The following is an 18,611-nucleotide window of genomic DNA, read 5'->3' on the forward strand; positions in this document are numbered from 1 at the left end:
TCATTTTAGTATGGTTTATAAAGTTTTAGCTTTATGCAATCGATTGCAAGATAAAAACTTTTATGACTTTTAGCAATAGGAATTTAATTATTGATTCCTTATTTAAGCTACCTTATTTATTGCAGCTATTGCTCGTCGTACAGTATGCGTTTAATCCCCATCTCCAATCCGCGTAACTCGGCCAGGCCCTTTAACCTGCCAATTACTGAATAGCCGGGATAGGTTTCATAATTAAAGTCATCAAGTAGTTTATGCCCGTGATCAGGCCGCATGGGGATAGCCATATCACTCCGGCCTGCATTTTTACGGGCCATCTGTTCATTGATAATTGCTTTCACCACGGCATACATATCAACACTGCCTGTTAAATGATCGGCCTCATAAAAGCTGCCATCCGGCTGCCGGGCCACGTTGCGCAGGTGTAAAAAGTGGATCTTATCACCCAGGCGGCTTATAATTTCAGGAAGATCATTTTTGCCCGATGCACCTAACGAGCCGGTACAAAGCGTGATACCATTGGCAACTGAAAGATAACTATTTACAATATCAGTAAGATCATTTAAGGACGATGCTACACGGGGCAGCCCCAGGATAGGAAACGGGGGATCATCAGGATGGATACACATTTTAATGCCCAGTTTTTCGGCATATGGAATTATCGCCCGTAAAAAATAAAACAGGTTTTCCTTTAATGCTTGCGCGTCTACCTCACTGTATTTGTTAAGGTGTTCTTTAAATTCCGCAATGGTAAAAACCTCATCTGTACCGGGCAGGCCGGCCAATATTGTATTGGTTAATAGCGTTTTGTCTTCGTCATTCAGCCCATCAAGGTAATGCTTTGCAGCCGCCTGTTGATCGGTGGTAAATTCGTTAAAGGCATCCTCGCGCTTTAAAATATACAAGTCAAAAGCTGCTAAAGCCGGAGCGTTGTAAAGCAATGCTGAAGCACCGTTTGCTAATCGATAATCAAGATGCGTACGGGTCCAATCTAATACCGACATAAAATTATAACATACGGTACCGACTCCTTCTTGCGCTAAATTTCTCAGCGTTTGGATATAGTTTTCGATGTATTTGTCGCGTTCCGCACTACCAATTTTGATACTTTCATGAATATTCACACTCTCCACAACCGCCCAGTTAAAGCCCTCACTTTCAATTACCGCTTTCCGCTGCCTGATTTCTTCATGGCTCCAAATATCCCCGCAAGGTATATGATGAAGCGCGGTCACTATACCGCTTGCTCCCGTTTGTTTTATTGCACTTAAAGTTACCGGGTCGCCGGGGCCAAACCACCGGAAAGTTTGTTTTAAATCTGGTACCATATTATTTAAAATCAATTGCTATCAACGCGATAAATTTATGCAACCGATTGCATAAATTTTAAATAATCTGTAATAATTTTATACTTTTATCCCTGAACAGCTTGGCAGCGGTTATTATCGAACCGCAACATCGTTTATGTATTTTAGATTAACTATATGTCGGACAGCGAAAAAGAGATAACCATATATGACATTGCCGAAAAATTAAAGGTTTCGGCAGCTACGGTTAGCCGTGCGCTCAAAGATCACCCGCGGGTTAATAAAAATACCAAAAAGAAGATTATTAAGGCAGCCGAAGAAATGGGTTACCGCTCCAATTCGTTCGCCAGTAATTTACGCCGTAAAAACAGCAACATCATCGGCGTTATTGTGCCGCGGCTCAACAGCAGTTTCATGTCGGACGTTATTGCAGGCATCGAAAAAGTGGTGAACGACAATAACTACAATCTCATCATCAGTCAGTCGTTAGAGACGATGAAGAAAGAGATCAGTAACGCCAGGGCCATGCTGAATAACCGGGTCGACGGCCTGTTGGTTTCCTTAGCTTATGATACCACCGGCATTGGGCATTTTGAACCTTTTATCAAACGTAATATCCCGGTGCTTTTCTTTGACAGGATAGTTGAGCATGAGCAATATCCGCAAATCTATATCGATAACTTCAAAGCGGCCTACGAGGTAACTGATCACCTGCTTCAGCAAGGCTGCAAACGGATAGTACATATTACAGGCAACCAATTGCGCAATGTTTACACCGAACGCCTGCGCGGGTATAAAAAAGCACTTGAAGCACACCAAATTGCTTTTGATGAGCAATTGGTGATCATCAACGACCTGAGCGCTAAAGAAGCCGCTGCTGCTACCGAAGCGATTTTACAAATGGATCCACTCCCCGATGGCATATTTACAGTTAACGATGTAAGTGCCGTAAGCTGCATACAAGTGCTGAAAAAGGCAGGCATCAAAATCCCCGAACAAATAGCCGTGGCGGGTTTTAATAATGATCCGGCAGCCTGTGTGATTGAGCCCAATCTCACTACCGTAAATTACAAAGGATATGAAATGGGCGAGGTTGCCGCCAACATGCTTATCAATCATTTGGCAAACAGGCAGGATCTGCAACAAACGCATAGCCTCATCTTAAGATCGGAATTGATAGTACGTGAATCCTCCAGAAGAAAATAATTAAAAAAATCCATGAACTCAAAGACCAAACTTGCTATCGTAACCGGCGGTGCCTCGGGCCTTGGCCTTGCTACCACCAAAAAATTCACTGAGCAAGGCATCAAAACTATCATCATAGGTCGTGACGAGGCAAAACTTATTGCGGCAGCAACACAGCTTGGCGATCTTTGCAGTTACAGGCAATATGATCTGAGTGATACCACCGGTATACCGCAACTGATAGCAGAAATTGAAGCTGAATTTGGCGCACCTGATATTTTAGTTAATAATGCAGGCATCAACCATAAAAAAGCCTTCGCCGAAGTAACCGATGAAGAGTTCACCAGAGTGATCCAAACCAATCTTACTTCGGTATTTGCGATAAGCCGCGAGGTAGTAAAAATCATGTTGAAAGCTGGCAGTGGGAGCATAATTAACATCAGTTCGATGGCTGCACAATATGGTATTCCCTATGTTATTGCTTACTCTGCGTCTAAAACCGCCATCGAGGGCATGACAAGGGCCATGGCTACCGAACTTTCGCCACAGGGCATCAGGGTTAATTGTGTTGCACCTGGTTTTATAGCTACAGACATGTCGGCGAAGGCGCTGGATAATGATCCGGCCCGCAAGCAAAAAGTGATGGGCCGTACCCCAATGGGCAAATTAGGTGAACCTGCCGATGTAGCCGAAGCCGTTTATTATTTAGCGACAGATGCCGCCAAATACGTAACCGGGGTTGTTTTACAGGTTGATGGAGGTAATTCGATAGGGTTTTAATAGCAATAACATTCCATCAGGGACCTCTACGAGTTTAAGTTTACCCACAAAATTGCTTGTCATTTAAACAGTAAGGCGTCGTGCTTTGCCCCTCTGGGGCAAAAGATATTCTATAACTTTACGAGCTACAAACCTTTTGCACCAGAGGTGCAAAAGGTCCTTGGGCAATTAATGCATGTTTATTAAATTATAAAAATCCCCCCGGAGGGGGGAAAGGTTTGTAGGAATAACGTCACACCCCTTACCCGAACCCCGGAGGGGTTCAACTTATGCAGATTACTCAATTTGACTATTGATTTTGTGGGTAAACTTTAATCTGCGAGACACCTTGATGAGACGGAAAAAAATGACGTCAATCAAAGAGGGCCGGTCACCCTGAGCCTGTCGAAGGGTCGCGCGCAGAGGCCCTACTCACCATGCTTCGACTGGCTCAACATGACACCCATTTTAAACATGTCATGAGCAGGAACGAAGCATGGTTGACAGGCTTGATAAATCACTTCCCGCTCCCTTCATTCCCATAATGCATCAATCTATTGGCCCATGCGATAAAGTATTTTACGTTTGGAGCATCGGTATGCCCACCATCATGCTGACGCCAGGCGAGCTCGCCGTTAAGCAAACCTGTATTAACCGGCGGCATTTTTTCAGTTTTGTAATCGTTTGAAACGCCTATATCTTTTGCGCCGAGCAATTTAAATACAGAACCCGCAGCTACCGTTGCCATATAGCTTCCCTGCTGATCAAGCCATTTGGCATCGCCCTGCTCGGGGATACCATAACTTATAAACGTAAACCTTGGAGCACATAATGCAATCAGTTCATGCGCGTCTACCGGTAGGTCTTTCGCTGTTTTAGGGCCAAACGAGGCATCTGATGCGCCATATTTCATAAAGTTACCTGCCATCCAGTAATATCCTCCTCCGGTAAGGCTTTCAACCGCTTCTCCAAAGTTCCGGCGATGCAGCTTGGCCCCACCCTCACCCGACGAACCGATTAGCCCCATGGCAAACCGTTGCTCAAAGGCCAGTGTTACCAAGGCTGCTTTTCCGTACCGGGATACACCTTCAATCCCTACATGTTTGGCATCAACAGCCGGTTCTGTTTCCAGGTAATCCAATGCACACGCCGCTCCCCAGGACCAGGCCCGTAAAGCTCCCCAATCCTCCGGCTTACGTGGCTGGCCTTTGTTCACCAAACCGATGATCCCTTTGGTTAAGCCTTCGCCATTATCGGCCTGAATAGACGACGGATCTATAAGTACATACCCCCATCCATTGGCAATCAATTGCGTGGCGGTCGGCGGGTCACCTTTCATCACCGGGAAACCGCCTGGGCCAAAGGGAGATTGTTCGGCAATAGGTTTATAAGCGGGATATTGCTCAAAAATAGTTTTAAACTCGGGATGTTCTTTTACAAGCAGTTCTTTCAATGCGGCGTTGATCTTTTCTACATCAGCAGCAGGAGGCTGAGCCGGCGCCGGTAACGAGCTCCGACCAAACATCATCAATACCGGTACCGGTCCTTTGGCATTTGCAGGAATTACCAAAGTCATTTCGATATTGACGTTGATAAGTGGATAAGCCGTATTATCAACATGGCCTATAAGCTGTTTGGCAATCACCGGGTAAAAGCCAACCCGCTCTTTATCGGTTACTTTAACCGTCCAGGTTACCTTGGGTACATTAGCAGGGATGCGGCCATAAACCTCACGCTCCATATCCTCCACAATTTGGGGGCGGCGCTGTTTCCACCACATTTCGGCTGTAGTTACTTTTTTACCGTTCTTTAGCGTAAGGGCATCAGGTAAATCCGGGTAGGGGTTAGCCAGCGCCTCATCATAATTAGCATGATTAGGGGCCGATTCATCGCCGCTCGGCCCGTTACGCAAGGTTTTAATTCCTAACTGCTTCATCATATGCTGATGGTCCTGGTCAGCAGTGAAATTTACCGGGGCCGGGGTTTGCGCTTTCGCAGCAATGGCCCATGTGAGTAAGAAAAAGAAGGCAGTACTTTTCATCGTCCCTGGTTTTAAGATGATTTATGGTTATTGCACTTTCCCGGTTTGAAACGGTGATGCCGGCAAGCCTTCTTTATTATACAGATTCGCGCCATCCGGGTTATCGGCCCAGGCATACCTCACATAAAGCGGTGCAGGGATTTTATCATTCCAAACCAGCACCTTATCTCCGTTAATAACGGCTTTTGCCCAAACAAACTTTTTATCAGCCCCGGCTATTGCAAATTGTGACAACTCTTCACCATCTTCAGCAACAAGTCCGGCACCGGTGTTTTTAAAAGTGAGCTCAATTTTATTTCCCTCAATTTTAGCCGATTGATAGATCGGGCCGGATGGTACTACATCCTCATCACCATAAGCAACATACTCGGCAGCCCGTGCAAGTCGCTCTCCCACGGTTTTTTTATTGAGGGGATGGATATCGTTCCATTCACCTGCCCCGAGAGTAACCGCCATACCTGTCTTGGCGACTTCAAGGGCACTAAGCTGCCCATCTCGCAATTGGGCCCAGCTACTTTCGGCCGGCAAATATTGTACCTCGTTAAAGTTAGGAAGCTGTGCATATATAAAGGGAAGATTACCTTGTTGCCACCTGTTGCGCCAGTCGGCAATTAGAGCTTTCAGTAGCTTACCATATTCGGATGCGCGGCTGGAATTACTTTCGCCCTGGTACCAAACCATACCTTTAATAGTATAATTAATAACAGGCGCTACCATGGTATTATAAAGCCCGGTAGGTTCATTCTGGGCCGAAAATTCCGGTTTCATCTTAACCGGTTCAAACACCTGCCCTACCTTGTATTGCCAGTCGCCGCGAAGATCGATAGTATCACCGGCTATCGCCAGATAGTAACGTTTATCGGGCACAAAACCACCTTTGCCCGATGTATTGGTGATGCGTACCACAACAGTATTTTTACCCGGCTTTAATAATCCGACAGGCAATGTATAGCGTCTTGGAGGGTATTGATATGTAACGTTTCCTACCAACTTGCCATTGAAATAGGTTTGATCGGCATCCACTATCCTGCCTAAATACAACTTAGCAGTCTTGCCCTGTACCGATGCGGGCAAGTTTATTTCTTTCCTGAACCACACAACCCCATTCAGGCCTTTTACGCCCTGATCGGCCCAATAACCCGGCAGCCAGAAATGATGCCAGTTATGCGGCTGATAAGTGGTATCATACCATGGTTTTATTTCATTTAAGCCTTTATCTGTATCAAGCGGTTCCACAGGTTCCGGGTGCTTTTTCAACACGCTATCCATAAATGCCGTATTGCTGAACTCGGCAATTCTGTTATGATATGATTGAATGTTTTTTAAACCCTCGCTGCTAATCCAGGCCTCGATAGGCGTACCGCCCACACTTGAGTTGATGATACCGATGGGCACATGATATTTTTGGTATAGCTGTTTAGCGAAAAACCATGATGCGGCACCAAAACCTAAAACGGTTATAGAATCGGCCTTAACCCATTTACCAGGTAACAGATCCGAATGTTGCCTGGTTACGTCAGATTCCGTTTTAACAAAAAAATTCCTGATCTGCGGATAATTGGCTTTTGCTATTTCATCAGGATATTTTTCCTTAACCCGCTCCATAGGCAAAACCATATTCGATTGCCCCGAACAAAACCATACATCGCCAATTAAAATGTCCCGGATAGTAATACGATTATTACCGGTGATTTCCATAGTATATGGTCCCCCTGCTTTCATTGGCTGAAAGGCAATTTTCCAGGAACCGCTTTCGTCAGTAACGGTACGGTATGTTCTATGCTGAAAATTAACGGTGATTTTTTCGCCTGCATCGGCCCATCCCCAGATCTTTACTTTGGCATCGCGCTGTAATACCATGCCATCGGCAACCAGTTGCGGCAGGCGCACTATTCCATAGCACGGTAATATTAAACAAGCGAACAGCGCGACAAGTAATAGCTTCACCGACTTCATAATTCCGAAATATTATTGATGGTTTATTTGACTAAGTAACAAATAAAAAAAGATTTGTGCAATCGATTGCACAAATCTTTTTCATTTTAATTTCTGATTAGTCAGTAAACGATCATAAATGTGTTCATAGTCCTGCAACGCAGTAGCAATGAACATTTTTTTGTTTAAAATCGCATTTATCAAAACCGGCAGATGGCTAAAACAAGAAATATCAAACCAGAGCAAAAGATTTCGTTCAGAGAGCGCTTGTCGGCATTAAGCAATCTCCCGGATTTTTTCAGGCTGGTATGGCAAAGCAGTCCGGGTAAAACAACAGCAAGCTTTTTGTTACGTATTATACGTTCGGCCATGCCGGTTGCCTTGTTGTATGTAGGCAAACAGATCATCGACCAGGTGGTATTGCTCAACCGCCACGGCGGAAGCCAGCATGAATTATGGAAACTGGTTGTTATCGAGTTTTTGCTGGCTGTGGCAACCGACGGCTTAAACCGGATGATCAGCCTGATGGACAACTTGCTGGGCGACCTCTTTGCCAACTATACCTCCATGCACATCATGCGCCATGCAGCCACCCTCGACCTGGAACAGTTTGAAGATTCTGTATTTTATGATAAACTGGAGCGTGCCCGGCAGCAAACCGTTGGGCGTACCATACTTTTATCACAGGTAATGAGCCAGATCCAGGATTTTATCTCCATAGCCTTCCTGCTTACCGGCTTGTTAACTTTAAACCCCTGGCTCATTCTGCTGCTGCTCATATCAATCATCCCGTCATTTATGGGCGAAAGCTATTTTAACAGTCAGAATTACGCGCTCACCAGGAGCCAGACACCCGAACGAAGAGAGCTGGATTATGTACGCTACCTGGGCGCCAGTGATGAAACGGCTAAAGAGGTAAAGATCTTTGGTTTAGCTGACTTTATTATTAACCGCTTTAAAACATTATCAGATAAATTTTATGCCGATAACAGCAAACTGGCTGTACGGCGTTCGGCCTGGGGCACCTTCTTTTCTGTTTTAGGGAGTGTTGGCTACTATACCGCGTATGGTTTTATTATTTATCAAACTGTTACGGGTAAGTCTTCGGTAGGTACACTTACCTTCCTGGCAGGTTCATTCAGGCAGCTGAGCAGCCTGATGGAAAATTCGTTGAACCGCTTTACATCGGTTTCACAGGGCGCTATCTATCTAAATGATTTTCATGACTTTTTTGAGATCAAACCCAATATCAAAGTTGCCGCGTCTCCGTTGCCATTTCCGAACCCAATAAAACAGGGCTTTACATTTGAGGATGTTGGCTTTAAGTACAACAACACCGAATCATGGGCCAACAGGCACCTGAGTTTTACCCTGCACCCCGGCGAAAAGATTGCATTGGTAGGCGAAAACGGTGCCGGCAAAACTACGCTTGTTAAGCTACTTGCCCGTCTATATGATCCTACAGAAGGGCGCATCCTGCTGGATGGTGCAGATTTGAGAGATTATGACCTTACCGATCTCCGCTTAAACCTGGGCATTATTTTCCAGGATTATATCCGTTACCAGATGAGCTTTTCTCAGAATATTGCGGTAGGAAACATTGATGAGCAGGACAATACCGAACTGATCCGTAAAGCTGCCCGGGAAAGCCTTGCAGACGCGCTTGCGGCCAAACTTCCTCTTGGGTATGAGCAGTGGCTGGGCAGGCGGTTTAATGAGGGGGTTGAATTATCAGGCGGTGAATGGCAGAAAGTTGCATTGGCAAGGGCCTATATGAAAGATGCACAGGTGCTCATACTTGACGAACCTACTGCAGCGCTTGACGCCCGTGCTGAATACGAGGTATTTCAGCGCTTTTCATCATTAACACAGGGCAAATCGGCCGTACTCATTTCACACCGGTTTTCAACGGCGCGACTGGCTGACCGGATCATCGTATTAGAAAAAGGCAAGATCCTTGAAGCAGGCACACATCAGGAACTCATGGCCAACAATGGCCGTTACGCCGAGTTATTTAGTTTGCAGGCTGCGGGGTATCAATAAAAAGGGAGCAAATGATCATCTGCTCCCCCAATCTAAATTATTTTAATCAGTAACTATTTTTTACCGAATAGCTGGATCTGGTAGCTAAAACTTGCATCTTTTGCATAAACCCTGTACTGTTCCAGTGGTTTAGGGCCGCATCCATATGAGCCAACGCCTAAAGTTTTATGGCTGATGCATAATACAGTGCCTTTGCTTTTCGGCAAATCTATCTTGTATTCCACATCGGTCATTTCCTCATCGCTATATGGCAGCGCAGTTACCTGGAACAGCTCACCTGCTTGTTTAACAGCAATACCAGAGCCTTTAACAGTACTTACCTTAGCCCATCTTACATCCTCATGATTACCGCAATCCATCGGCTTTTCGTATGGGGTTTGCTGTTGCGCTATGCTGCTTGAGTAACGGCCAACATCAAAGCCGCTTTTTCTGTCGGCATAGTTTTCCATCGGCCCGCGGCCAAAATATTCAAATTGGTTTAAGTCCTTTTTCAGGAACAAACGAACCCCTAACCTGCCCAGCACCAGTTTCGGATCGGCATTAAAGCTTACATTATTGTCTGCTTTAATAATGCCGTTGCTGTTTATGGTATAAGTTACCTGGTGATGAACAACAAAATCGTGCTTACCGGTCCCGGTGAGGTTTACTTTGATTTCTACCTGCCCTGCGGATAGTTGGGTGCTTTTTACCGCATCTGTTTTCCAGCTGATCTCTTTAAGACCATATTTAACCCAATCGTCATAAGCCCACATATCATCCTTGCGGTGTGGTGCGCGCCATAGGTGCAACATAGGGCCGCCGTTATTTTGCAAAACGTTTTCCCCGCCTTTCTCCATTTTTGAGAAAGTTCCTTTTTCTTTATCAAACTCCAGGCTAAAACCATCGCCTTTTACTTTGATCTCATTACCGGCATCAGATAAAGATAGTTTACCTGCCGTAGGTTGTTCTTTAGCCGCCGGTACAGCAATAGGCAGTTCCAGTTGCTGAGCGGCTACTTCAAATCCTTTTTTGGCCCACATTTTATCGGCAGCGAGGTCAAATGAGATCCTCAGGAAATACTCTGCACCGGATTTAGGGGTAACCTGGTACGGAACTTTTACATCAAGCTCTTCGCCCGGTTTAATTTCCTTAAGCGGTAAATCGCCTGAAGATACGGTTGTACCATCCTCCGTCACTACCCATTTGGCAGTTAAACCGTTTAGGTTAATAAACTGGTAACGGTTTTTGATTGTCACCAGGCCATTTTTCAGATCTTTGGGATGAACGCTGATCCATTGGTAGGCATGTTTTAACTCGGGATAGTGCGGTTTCAACGAACGGTCGGAAAATACAACGCCTTTGTGAATGAAGTACTGATCGTTCGGATACTCGCCAAAACCACCGCCAAAAGCAGTGATAGGATGCTTAGGGTCACGGTTATTATAGATGCCCTGATCCTGCCATTCCCAGATAGCGCCGCCTAATAATTGCGGATATTTATCAAACAAGTCGTTATAAATATCAACAGAACCCATAGAGTTGAACATAGCGTGTGCATACTCGCACAGGTAAAATGGTTTGGTAAGGCTTTGATCGTTGGCATGTTTTTCCAGGTTCTCTACATCAGTATACATTTCGCTGTCCATATCGGCAGGATTGTTTTTGCCTATGCCAAAGCCCTGGTAATGTGTTGGACGTGTATCATCAATACCTTTTATTACTTTCAGGATAGCCCTGAAGTTTGAACCGCCGCTGCCGCATTCGTTACCTAAACTCCAGATGATAACTGAAGGGTGATTTTTAAAGTTCTCTACGTTGGCCACGTTCCTGTCAATCAACGCGGCTTTAATCCTGGGTTCTTCATTAAATTCATCCCACGCACCGTGGCTTTCCAAATTAGCTTCAGCAACAAGGTAAATTCCATACTGGTCGCACAGTTCATACCATCTCGGATCGTCAGAATAATGGCAGGTACGCACATGGTTGCAATTAGCCTGCTTAATGAGCACAATATCCCTGATCATTTGCTCTTCAGTAACGGCATGCCCATCATTCGGCCAGTTTTCATGGCGGTTTACACCTTTCAGTTTAATAGGCACGCCATTAACCAAAAATAATCGGCCTTTAATTTCTATATTTCTGAAACCGGTTCGCGATGACAGCGTTTCAACGGCATTTGCGCCATCATCAATTTTTACAACTGTGGTATAAAGCTTTGGCGTTTCGGCTGTCCATTTCTGCGGATTGTTTACATGGAAACTCGCCTCAACTGTTACCTCTTCGCCTGGTTTTAGGGCAGGAATAGCTTTTTTCACGGTAGCACCCGAAACAGGCACCGAACCATTATATAAAGCCACATCCAGCAAACGGGCCTTAACAGCTACTGTACCATAGTTTTTTATTTTGGCCGATACCAGCACATCGGCATTTTTGTATTGCTTATCAAGATTTGTTTTCACAAAATAGTCCCTGATATGCTCCTGCGGACTGCTCCAAAGGGTTACATTCCTGAATATCCCGCTTAAGCGCCACATGTCCTGATCTTCAAGGTAACTACCGGTGGTAAAGCGGTACACCTCGACAGCTAAAGTATTTTTGCCCGGTTTAACGTATTTGGTAAGGTCAAACTCGGCAGCATTACGGCTATTTACACTGTAACCAACTTTTTTACCATTTACCCAGATAAAAAAACCAGCATCAACCCCATCAAAGGTGATAAAAATGCGGCGGCTGTTCCATTCAGTAGGTATAGTAAAATCGCGGCGATAGCTGCCTACCGGGTTTCTTTCCTTATAGGCTGTATATTTCACCGGCGGGGTGCTCATCACCCTCGGAAAATCTTTCTGAAAAATATAAGTAAAGTTACTGTAATACGGGGTGCCGTAACCTTCAACCTGCCAGTTGGATGGCACTTTGATATTCTTCCAACCGGATACATCATAGCCGGGTTTATAAAAATTAACAGGACGTTTCTGCGGCCAGTCCACCCAGTTAAATTTCCAAAGTCCGTTTAGGCTGCGGCTAAAAGTTGAAGCCCGCCTGTTGCCGGCCAAAGCCTCTTTTAAAGACGCATAAGGCATCAGCGTGGCATGGCTTGCCTCCTTATTAATGCCAATGTTTTCAGGATCTTCGATCTCTTTCGGAACAGAAGCTGTATCCGACTTCGATAGCCCGTTGTCAGCCTGCTGAAAGCTAAAGCCTGTTTTATGGCTCAACACGAAAATGAAAAGCAACAAAACCCGAAAGAATTGTTTGTTAAAATGAGATTGGCGCATAGGTATATATTTGGTTGAAATGATTTGATTTTTATATCGCAGATCCGAAACAAAGAATTATAAAACTCAAATATAACAACTGTCACATATACATATGTACAAAAATGCTAAAACCTTTTATCTATTTGTATCGTATTATTTTATGACTTCTTTTGCCCGCTCAATTTAGTCACGACCAGGTTGCCAACCTTGTTCCCCTGAACGATACCGTTATCAATAGCATCCATAAAATGAATGCCTCCCCAAAATCTTGAAATAGCAGCTTCTTTGGCGGCCTGTATAAACGAGTTGAAATGCCTTGGCGGGATACCATAACTTACTTCTACATCATCGGTATATTTAAAATTATCGCCCAGGTAATGCGTGAGGATAACCGCAGCCGTTGTTGAAACCACCGAATGGCCACTGATGTACTCAGGGAATGGCGGGGTTTGCAGCAGGGGTTTCCAATGCGGATCTATATACCTACGGATGGCAGTTTCGGGCCTGATGCGATTAGTGCGATATTTATCTTCCCAGCAGCAAATAAAACCATCCAGCAGGCCTATGGCTACAGCGGTATTGATCTGCACAGTTTTGGAGAAACCGGTTTTGGCCTGCTTACAGGCAATAGCCGTTATCCCCATCCAATGTGCCCCCGGCGAGATTTTTTTAAGGCCGATGAGCATGTGACCGTCATTTTGAACGGCAAAGGGATTACAATCCCAAAAATTGGCAATATCTTTTTCTTCCTGCTTTAAAGCATTGCCACTTTTGGCGTAGCTCATCTGCAAAAACTTATAAAAAAGCGAATTCTTATCGGTTGAAAAAGGAATAGGCGCATCAGGCACAAATTGTGCGGCCGAATCAAGCGTCATGGGCCTTATCGTGTTAAAATACGGCTCAACAGGTAGCATATAAGCAGGCGGGGTAAGGTCCCAGCTGCCTGGTGTTTGCTTAAGCTTATAACGCGGATAGTTGTTTATTTTCCGGTAACCATCAGCCTTGGCATAAGCCAGGATTTGTTTACTGATTGTTTTGGCATAGCTTTTTGAACTGTCGATAACTTCGCTGCTGAAGCCGATGTTTTTGCACGAATCAATAAAGGAAGACTCGTAGCCCAGCATTAAGGTACCCGATGGCAACAGCTTGGCAGATGTTTCAAACATGGCCAGTACTGCGCTTAGCTGATAATTATAACCGGTATTTTGTTTGGGGTGTTTGATATCCGGATATTGATTCAATACACCGCGCATACTGTTGATCTGTTTGTCGTTTTCGGCAACTACCTCGTACCCTGCAAGGCAGGTATAAGCAAAAAAACGGGCTGCCAACGGTGGGTTGGTAACATCATGAATCATTACGCTGGTCATATGGCCAACAACTTTGCTCACATCCTGGTTGGTTAATTCGGGTTGCTTTTTCGGGCTGCAGCTTATCATCACAAATAAGCCACAGGCCGGTATTAGCATTAACAGTTTTTTCATTGCCTTTTTATTATTGCTTATATGCCTTTAGTTTGCCTTTATCGAGGGCAAATAGTAAAACGTTATTTAATTGAAGTACACTCCTAACATCTCCCCTGATGTTAAAGCCCGATTGCTGCTGGTTTATGTATTGGTAATTACCCTTGCCATCGCCCTTAAGCAGTACACCGTAATTAGCATCATATTTACCAAAACGGATTCGGGCCTTGTTGATGTTGCCGCAAAGCAAAAGATCATCTTTGCCATCGCGATCATAATCAAATGAAGTAATGGTAAAAACCGGCGAATACTGGGCCTGTAAGGGTAATGCCGCCAGCTTTAATTTCCCTTGTGCATTACTGATAAAGCATGCTGTAGCCAGTTCATTAGCTGTCAGTTTTTTTACATCTTTTATTTCTTCGGCAGTAAAAATCTTGTCCATTGTAGCATCGGCATAGCTTTTATAATCGGGAAACCGGCCACGCATAACACTCATTTGGTCAAGCAATTCATCACGGCTTACAAAAGGGTAACTTTTATGCTGAATGTAAAAACAAAGCATCGGGTCAACGGAGCCGTTATCATCAAAATCTTTATAAAACATTTCCGCAGGCTCGACATCGCTTGCTTTACATTGCGTATTTAAACCAACGTTTCCGGCTATAATATCAGGATGGCCGTCATGGTTGATATCGCTTACCTGTAAACAGTTCCACCAGCCGGCATATTTTTTATCAAAGTATTTTGTTGTAGCATCGGTTAGTTTGGCGCCGCTATTTTCAAAAACAGTGATCGGCATCCATTCGCCGGCCAGCACAAGGTCGGGCTTTTTATCACCGTTCATATCAACCCAGGCAGCATCGGTCACCATGCCTATATTTTTCAATGCCGGGTTATATTTTGCAGTTTCATCAGTAAAATGTCCCTTGCCATCATTGATCAAAATATAGCTTTCGGGCGCTTCGGGATACTGCCCGGGTATTACCCTGCCGCCGACAAACAAATCAGGTGAACCATCGCCGTTGATATCGGCCGCTTTTACACAGCTTTTACTGCTGATCATTTGGGGCAAAGCGTTGTTTGTCTTGTTAAAATTTCCTTTGCCATCATTGAGATAAAGCCTGTCCTGCAATAAGACATCATCCGGTTTATAATCGGCATAGCCGCCGGAGCAAACATACAGGTCGGGCTTACCATCGCCATTGGCATCAAAAAACAATGCAGCCGCATCGGTGCTATTCTTATCGGCGTCGAAGGCGGGAACAGCTTTACTTATAAATTTCCCATCTTTTTGCTGCAGGTATAAAACACCGGCCTTGCCATCATGCGCGCCGGCATAAATATCCTCGAGCCCATCGCCATTTGCATCACCTTTAGTAAGGATGGAACCCGAAAAAGATATGGAGTTAACCATTAACGGCTGCCGTTTAAAATCATTGATGGTATTATCGCTTTCCTGGGAGGCTATAGGAGCAGGTACCTCTTTAAATATCGGATTGATTTGCTTTTGCACCGGATTGGTACCCAATGCGTCCTTTTCATTTAAAACAAGCTGCTTATCGGCTTTTACTTTTTGAAGCACTTGCGACTTGCCGCTTTGCCAGATGACCCTTAATGAATCTACCTGTTTATCTTTTCCCAATCCAAAATGAAGTACTGTTGACACGGTTGACTGGTAACCACGGTTTGGCATTTGCTCCAGGTATTGCGTTTTATTGCCCGAATAGATGCTCACCTTAGCCCCAATACCCTGGGTATTGGCCCCATTGCCATTTAATTTTATCGATAAATAATGGTTGTCATTTTGTTTAGCTGCCTGGTTTTCATAAACAAAAGCAGGCTGATTGATATTGTTTACCACCAGGTCAAGGTCACCGTCATTATCCAGATCGGCATAAGCGGCGCCGTTGCTGTTTGATGGCAGCGTTATGCCCCACTGCTCGCTTGTGTTGGTGAACGTAGTATTGCCGTTATTTTTAAACAGGTAACTTTTCATTTGCGATGAGGGCATCTGGTTTACGATATCCAGGAGGTCCTGCCGCATTACGCGCCTGTCTTTAAGGTTATCACCCATAAATTTCAGGAAATCCATATTGGTGTAATCGCGGGTATATCCATTGCTTACAAACAGATCCTTCCAGCCATCATTGTCATAATCGGCAAAAAGGGGCGACCAGCTCCAGTCGGTATTGGAAACTCCGGCCAACTGCCCTATCTCGCTAAACGAGTTATTGCCGTTGTTGATCTGCAACATGTTACGCATATATTGGTAATAAAAGCCAACCCGCAGGTTCAGGTCGAAGGCTTCATAATTATCAACGCCGAATAATAGCTTCTGCCGTTTGTTATCTTCAGGAAGCATATCCAGGGTGTAGATATCGGGTTTGCCATCATTGTTAATATCGGCTACATCATTTCCCATGGAGTAGAAGGAACTATGACCAATCTGTTTTTGGAGCTCATCGGTAAAACTTCCCTTCCCGTTATTAATATATAACCTGTCGGGAATACTGTAATCATTGGATACATAAATATCCGGCCAGCCATCGCCATTAATATCGGCAATACCGGCTGCAAGGCCGTATGACAACGAGGTGTTGATAATGCCTGCGGAACCGGTAACATCAGTAAAATGATTATTGTCATTCTGCAGCAGCCTGATCCCCGATTCGTTATCTTTTTTGGCCGACATCTCTTTAACAAATGCATCATCAAGAATGCTAATCCGTGCCGGGTTGTGGTTAACTAACAACAGGTCGAGATCGCCGTCCCGGTCACAATCAAAAAAGTATGCTTGCGTACTGAATGATGGGAAATCAAGGCCGTAATCAACAGTCAGGTCTTTAAACATAGGTACTCCGGCGGCATCGTTGCCCTGGTTTATAAATAGCTGGTTAATCCGTTTCTCGGCCCTTATTTTGCCCGAATAACATATATAGATATCCAGCTTACCATCGCCGTTAACATCAGCAATGGTTACTCCTGTTTTCCAGGGACCGGGCCTGCCTGCTACACCGGCGTCAGCAGTAATATCCTTAAACTGCATATTGCCCTGGTTCAGGTACAATTTATTGTCGGTCATGTTGCCCGTAAAATAAAGATCCTGCAGGCCATCGCCGTTTAAGTCGCCAACAGCCACACCACCACCGTTATAAAAATACTCGTACATCAGCACGTTGGTGTTTAAACCCTCGGTTAAGGTATTGGCAAAATCAATATGTGTTTGCTCTTGCTGCAATAGTTTAAACAAGGGTTGTTGTGAATTGGCAGAGGGCTCATGATTGCACCCTGCGAATAACATCAGGATACATAAAGCCGGGAACATCAAAAACGATTGTTCTTTTCGCTTTTTAAGCGGGAGGGGGCACCGGAATATCTTCATTTTGGTTTATTGAGGTTACGATAACGGGCATCGCAAATTTGCTGTCAATATAACAATTATTCTTCATGGAAAATATCTTTAGAAAAATCACTTTTAAGAAACAGTACAAAGCGGTTCTGTAAGTCGAAGATTGCTTAATAGCCCCCCTTCGCAATGACGATATACTTATTTGCTGGATGGACCAATATGATATTGTTTACTGATGCTATCATAAGGAGCCATATGCCCATTGGTATTTCCCTGTTTATCAACAAAGGTTTCGCCCCAGCTAAAGGGCTCCCAAATAAAAGTGCCTTTAACTTTATTACCAGGTAATGAAAAAGCTATATCATTTACCTCGCGTTTGCGCTGCGAATATTCAACCACTATCACATCCTGTTTATAACGGGTGTTGAGGTCGGTAAGGTTGTTGCGTAAACTATCCGGTGTGCCATGCCACTCGGGATAATATGATTGGCCAATGATATCGAAATTAACTCCGCGTTTGAGCATGTTATCTACAAAGTATCTTGATTCTGCATTTTGCCCGCCGCAGGCAATATGCAGCATTACCCTGATATTGCTGCTCACACTTTTGACACTGTTAATGCCAGCCTTTAAAAAGCCAGCCAGGGTATCCAGGTTTTTGACACGGCCGTCGGGCCATAAAATGCCGTGGTTAATTTCGTTACCTACCTGCACCATATCGGGCAGCGTGCCCTGCTTTTTTAGGGCCAGCAAGGTAAGCCGGGTAAATGCCTTTATAGAATCCTGCAGTTGCTGGTTGTTGAGCTTTTTCCAGGCAGCAGGTTTGTATTGCTTACCGGGATCGGCCCAGTTATCACTGTAATGAAAATCGAGTAAGAAGCCCATTCCGGCTTTTTTAATGCGCAGAGCCATCTTTTTGGTATCTTCCAAACCACAATAGCCTTTTGCCGAGTATCCGCTATCGGCCTTAGGATTATTGAATATACGAAGCCGTACATAGTTAAAGCCATGATCTTTCAAAATGGTGAAAGGGTCCTTGTTTACGCCGTTATCATAAAACTTATGCCCCTCAGCTTCCAGCTGGGGGATAAATGAAATATCGGCGCCCATGATCTGCTTAAACTTAACCGGAACATTTTTGGCCGGCGAATATTTGTAGGCAGATAAAGCGCCGGTGCATACCAGGCTAATTGCTATTAATAGCAGTTTGTTTATTTTAATTTTCATGTATCCCGCTTTGATAATCAAAAATACATAGTATATTAATCATAGCCCTGTAAAGGTTATCGAAATTAA

General features: G+C 44.5%; 10 protein-coding genes. 3 read left to right on the forward strand and 7 right to left on the reverse strand.

The features are described from left to right. Positions 1-125: 125 nt before the first annotated feature. Positions 126-1,325, reverse strand: a complete 1,200-nt coding sequence (uxuA, locus tag MusilaSJ_RS12470; RefSeq protein WP_274990244.1) for a mannonate dehydratase — start codon at positions 1,323-1,325, stop codon at positions 126-128. A gap of 156 nt (positions 1,326-1,481) precedes the next feature. Between uxuA and MusilaSJ_RS12475 the strand changes: the two genes are divergently transcribed. Beyond that, entirely contained in the window at positions 1,482-2,510 is a 1,029-nt protein-coding gene (locus MusilaSJ_RS12475; RefSeq protein ID WP_274990245.1) for a LacI family DNA-binding transcriptional regulator, read from the forward strand. A gap of 12 nt (positions 2,511-2,522) precedes the next feature. Continuing rightward, positions 2,523-3,269 carry an SDR family NAD(P)-dependent oxidoreductase gene (locus MusilaSJ_RS12480; RefSeq protein WP_274990246.1) on the forward strand — a complete coding sequence of 249 codons (747 nt, stop codon included), beginning with the start codon at positions 2,523-2,525 and terminating at the stop codon, positions 3,267-3,269. 496 nt (positions 3,270-3,765) lie between these two features. On the opposite strand, the gene MusilaSJ_RS12485 is transcribed toward MusilaSJ_RS12480, so the two are convergent. After that, the gene (locus MusilaSJ_RS12485) at positions 3,766-5,289 is read right to left on the reverse strand and encodes a glucuronyl esterase domain-containing protein (RefSeq protein ID WP_274990247.1); all 1,524 of its coding nucleotides are present in this window, start codon (positions 5,287-5,289) and stop codon (positions 3,766-3,768) included. A 27-nt stretch (positions 5,290-5,316) separates the two neighbouring features. Continuing rightward, positions 5,317-7,245 (reverse strand): sialate O-acetylesterase, encoded by a 1,929-nt coding sequence (locus MusilaSJ_RS12490; RefSeq protein ID WP_274990248.1) that lies wholly within the window; start codon positions 7,243-7,245, stop codon positions 5,317-5,319. Between the two features lie 192 nt (positions 7,246-7,437). On the opposite strand from MusilaSJ_RS12490, the gene MusilaSJ_RS12495 reads away from it, so the two are divergent. Continuing rightward, on the forward strand, positions 7,438-9,267 hold the full coding sequence (locus MusilaSJ_RS12495) for an ABC transporter ATP-binding protein (RefSeq protein ID WP_274990249.1): 1,830 nt from the start codon (positions 7,438-7,440) through the stop codon (positions 9,265-9,267). 53 nt (positions 9,268-9,320) lie between these two features. Here the strand turns inward: MusilaSJ_RS12495 and MusilaSJ_RS12500 are convergent, their stop codons facing one another. The 4 genes from MusilaSJ_RS12500 to MusilaSJ_RS12515 form a co-directional block, all read right to left on the reverse strand. Then, positions 9,321-12,461 (reverse strand): glycoside hydrolase family 2 TIM barrel-domain containing protein, encoded by a 3,141-nt coding sequence (locus tag MusilaSJ_RS12500; RefSeq protein ID WP_274990250.1) that lies wholly within the window; start codon positions 12,459-12,461, stop codon positions 9,321-9,323. A 200-nt stretch (positions 12,462-12,661) separates the two neighbouring features. Beyond that, positions 12,662-13,987, reverse strand: a complete 1,326-nt coding sequence (locus MusilaSJ_RS12505; protein WP_274990251.1) for a vanadium-dependent haloperoxidase — start codon at positions 13,985-13,987, stop codon at positions 12,662-12,664. Positions 13,988-13,997: 10 nt separating this feature from the next. Continuing rightward, a complete protein-coding gene (locus MusilaSJ_RS12510; RefSeq protein WP_274990252.1) occupies positions 13,998-17,348 on the reverse strand; it encodes a VCBS repeat-containing protein in 3,351 nt (1,116 codons plus the stop codon). 165 nt (positions 17,349-17,513) lie between these two features. Continuing rightward, positions 17,514-18,542 (reverse strand): glycoside hydrolase family 53 protein, encoded by a 1,029-nt coding sequence (locus MusilaSJ_RS12515; RefSeq protein WP_274990253.1) that lies wholly within the window; start codon positions 18,540-18,542, stop codon positions 17,514-17,516. Positions 18,543-18,611 lie beyond the last annotated feature (69 nt).

The organism is Mucilaginibacter sp. SJ (assembly GCF_028993635.1).
GTDB lineage: Bacteria > Bacteroidota > Bacteroidia > Sphingobacteriales > Sphingobacteriaceae > Mucilaginibacter.

Bases quoted from the DNA above. Each gene is read 5' to 3' on its own strand.
- uxuA (WP_274990244.1), bottom strand. From the start codon at position 1,325: ATGGTACCAGATTTAAAACAAACTTTCCGGTGGTTTGGCCCCGGCGAC.
- MusilaSJ_RS12475 (WP_274990245.1), top strand. From the start codon at position 1,482: ATGTCGGACAGCGAAAAAGAGATAACCATATATGACATTGCCGAAAAA.
- MusilaSJ_RS12480 (WP_274990246.1), top strand. From the start codon at position 2,523: ATGAACTCAAAGACCAAACTTGCTATCGTAACCGGCGGTGCCTCGGGC.
- MusilaSJ_RS12485 (WP_274990247.1), bottom strand. From the start codon at position 5,289: ATGAAAAGTACTGCCTTCTTTTTCTTACTCACATGGGCCATTGCTGCG.
- MusilaSJ_RS12490 (WP_274990248.1), bottom strand. From the start codon at position 7,245: ATGAAGTCGGTGAAGCTATTACTTGTCGCGCTGTTCGCTTGTTTAATA.
- MusilaSJ_RS12495 (WP_274990249.1), top strand. From the start codon at position 7,438: ATGGCTAAAACAAGAAATATCAAACCAGAGCAAAAGATTTCGTTCAGA.
- MusilaSJ_RS12505 (WP_274990251.1), bottom strand. From the start codon at position 13,987: ATGAAAAAACTGTTAATGCTAATACCGGCCTGTGGCTTATTTGTGATG.
- MusilaSJ_RS12510 (WP_274990252.1), bottom strand. From the start codon at position 17,348: ATGAAGATATTCCGGTGCCCCCTCCCGCTTAAAAAGCGAAAAGAACAA.
- MusilaSJ_RS12515 (WP_274990253.1), bottom strand. From the start codon at position 18,542: ATGAAAATTAAAATAAACAAACTGCTATTAATAGCAATTAGCCTGGTA.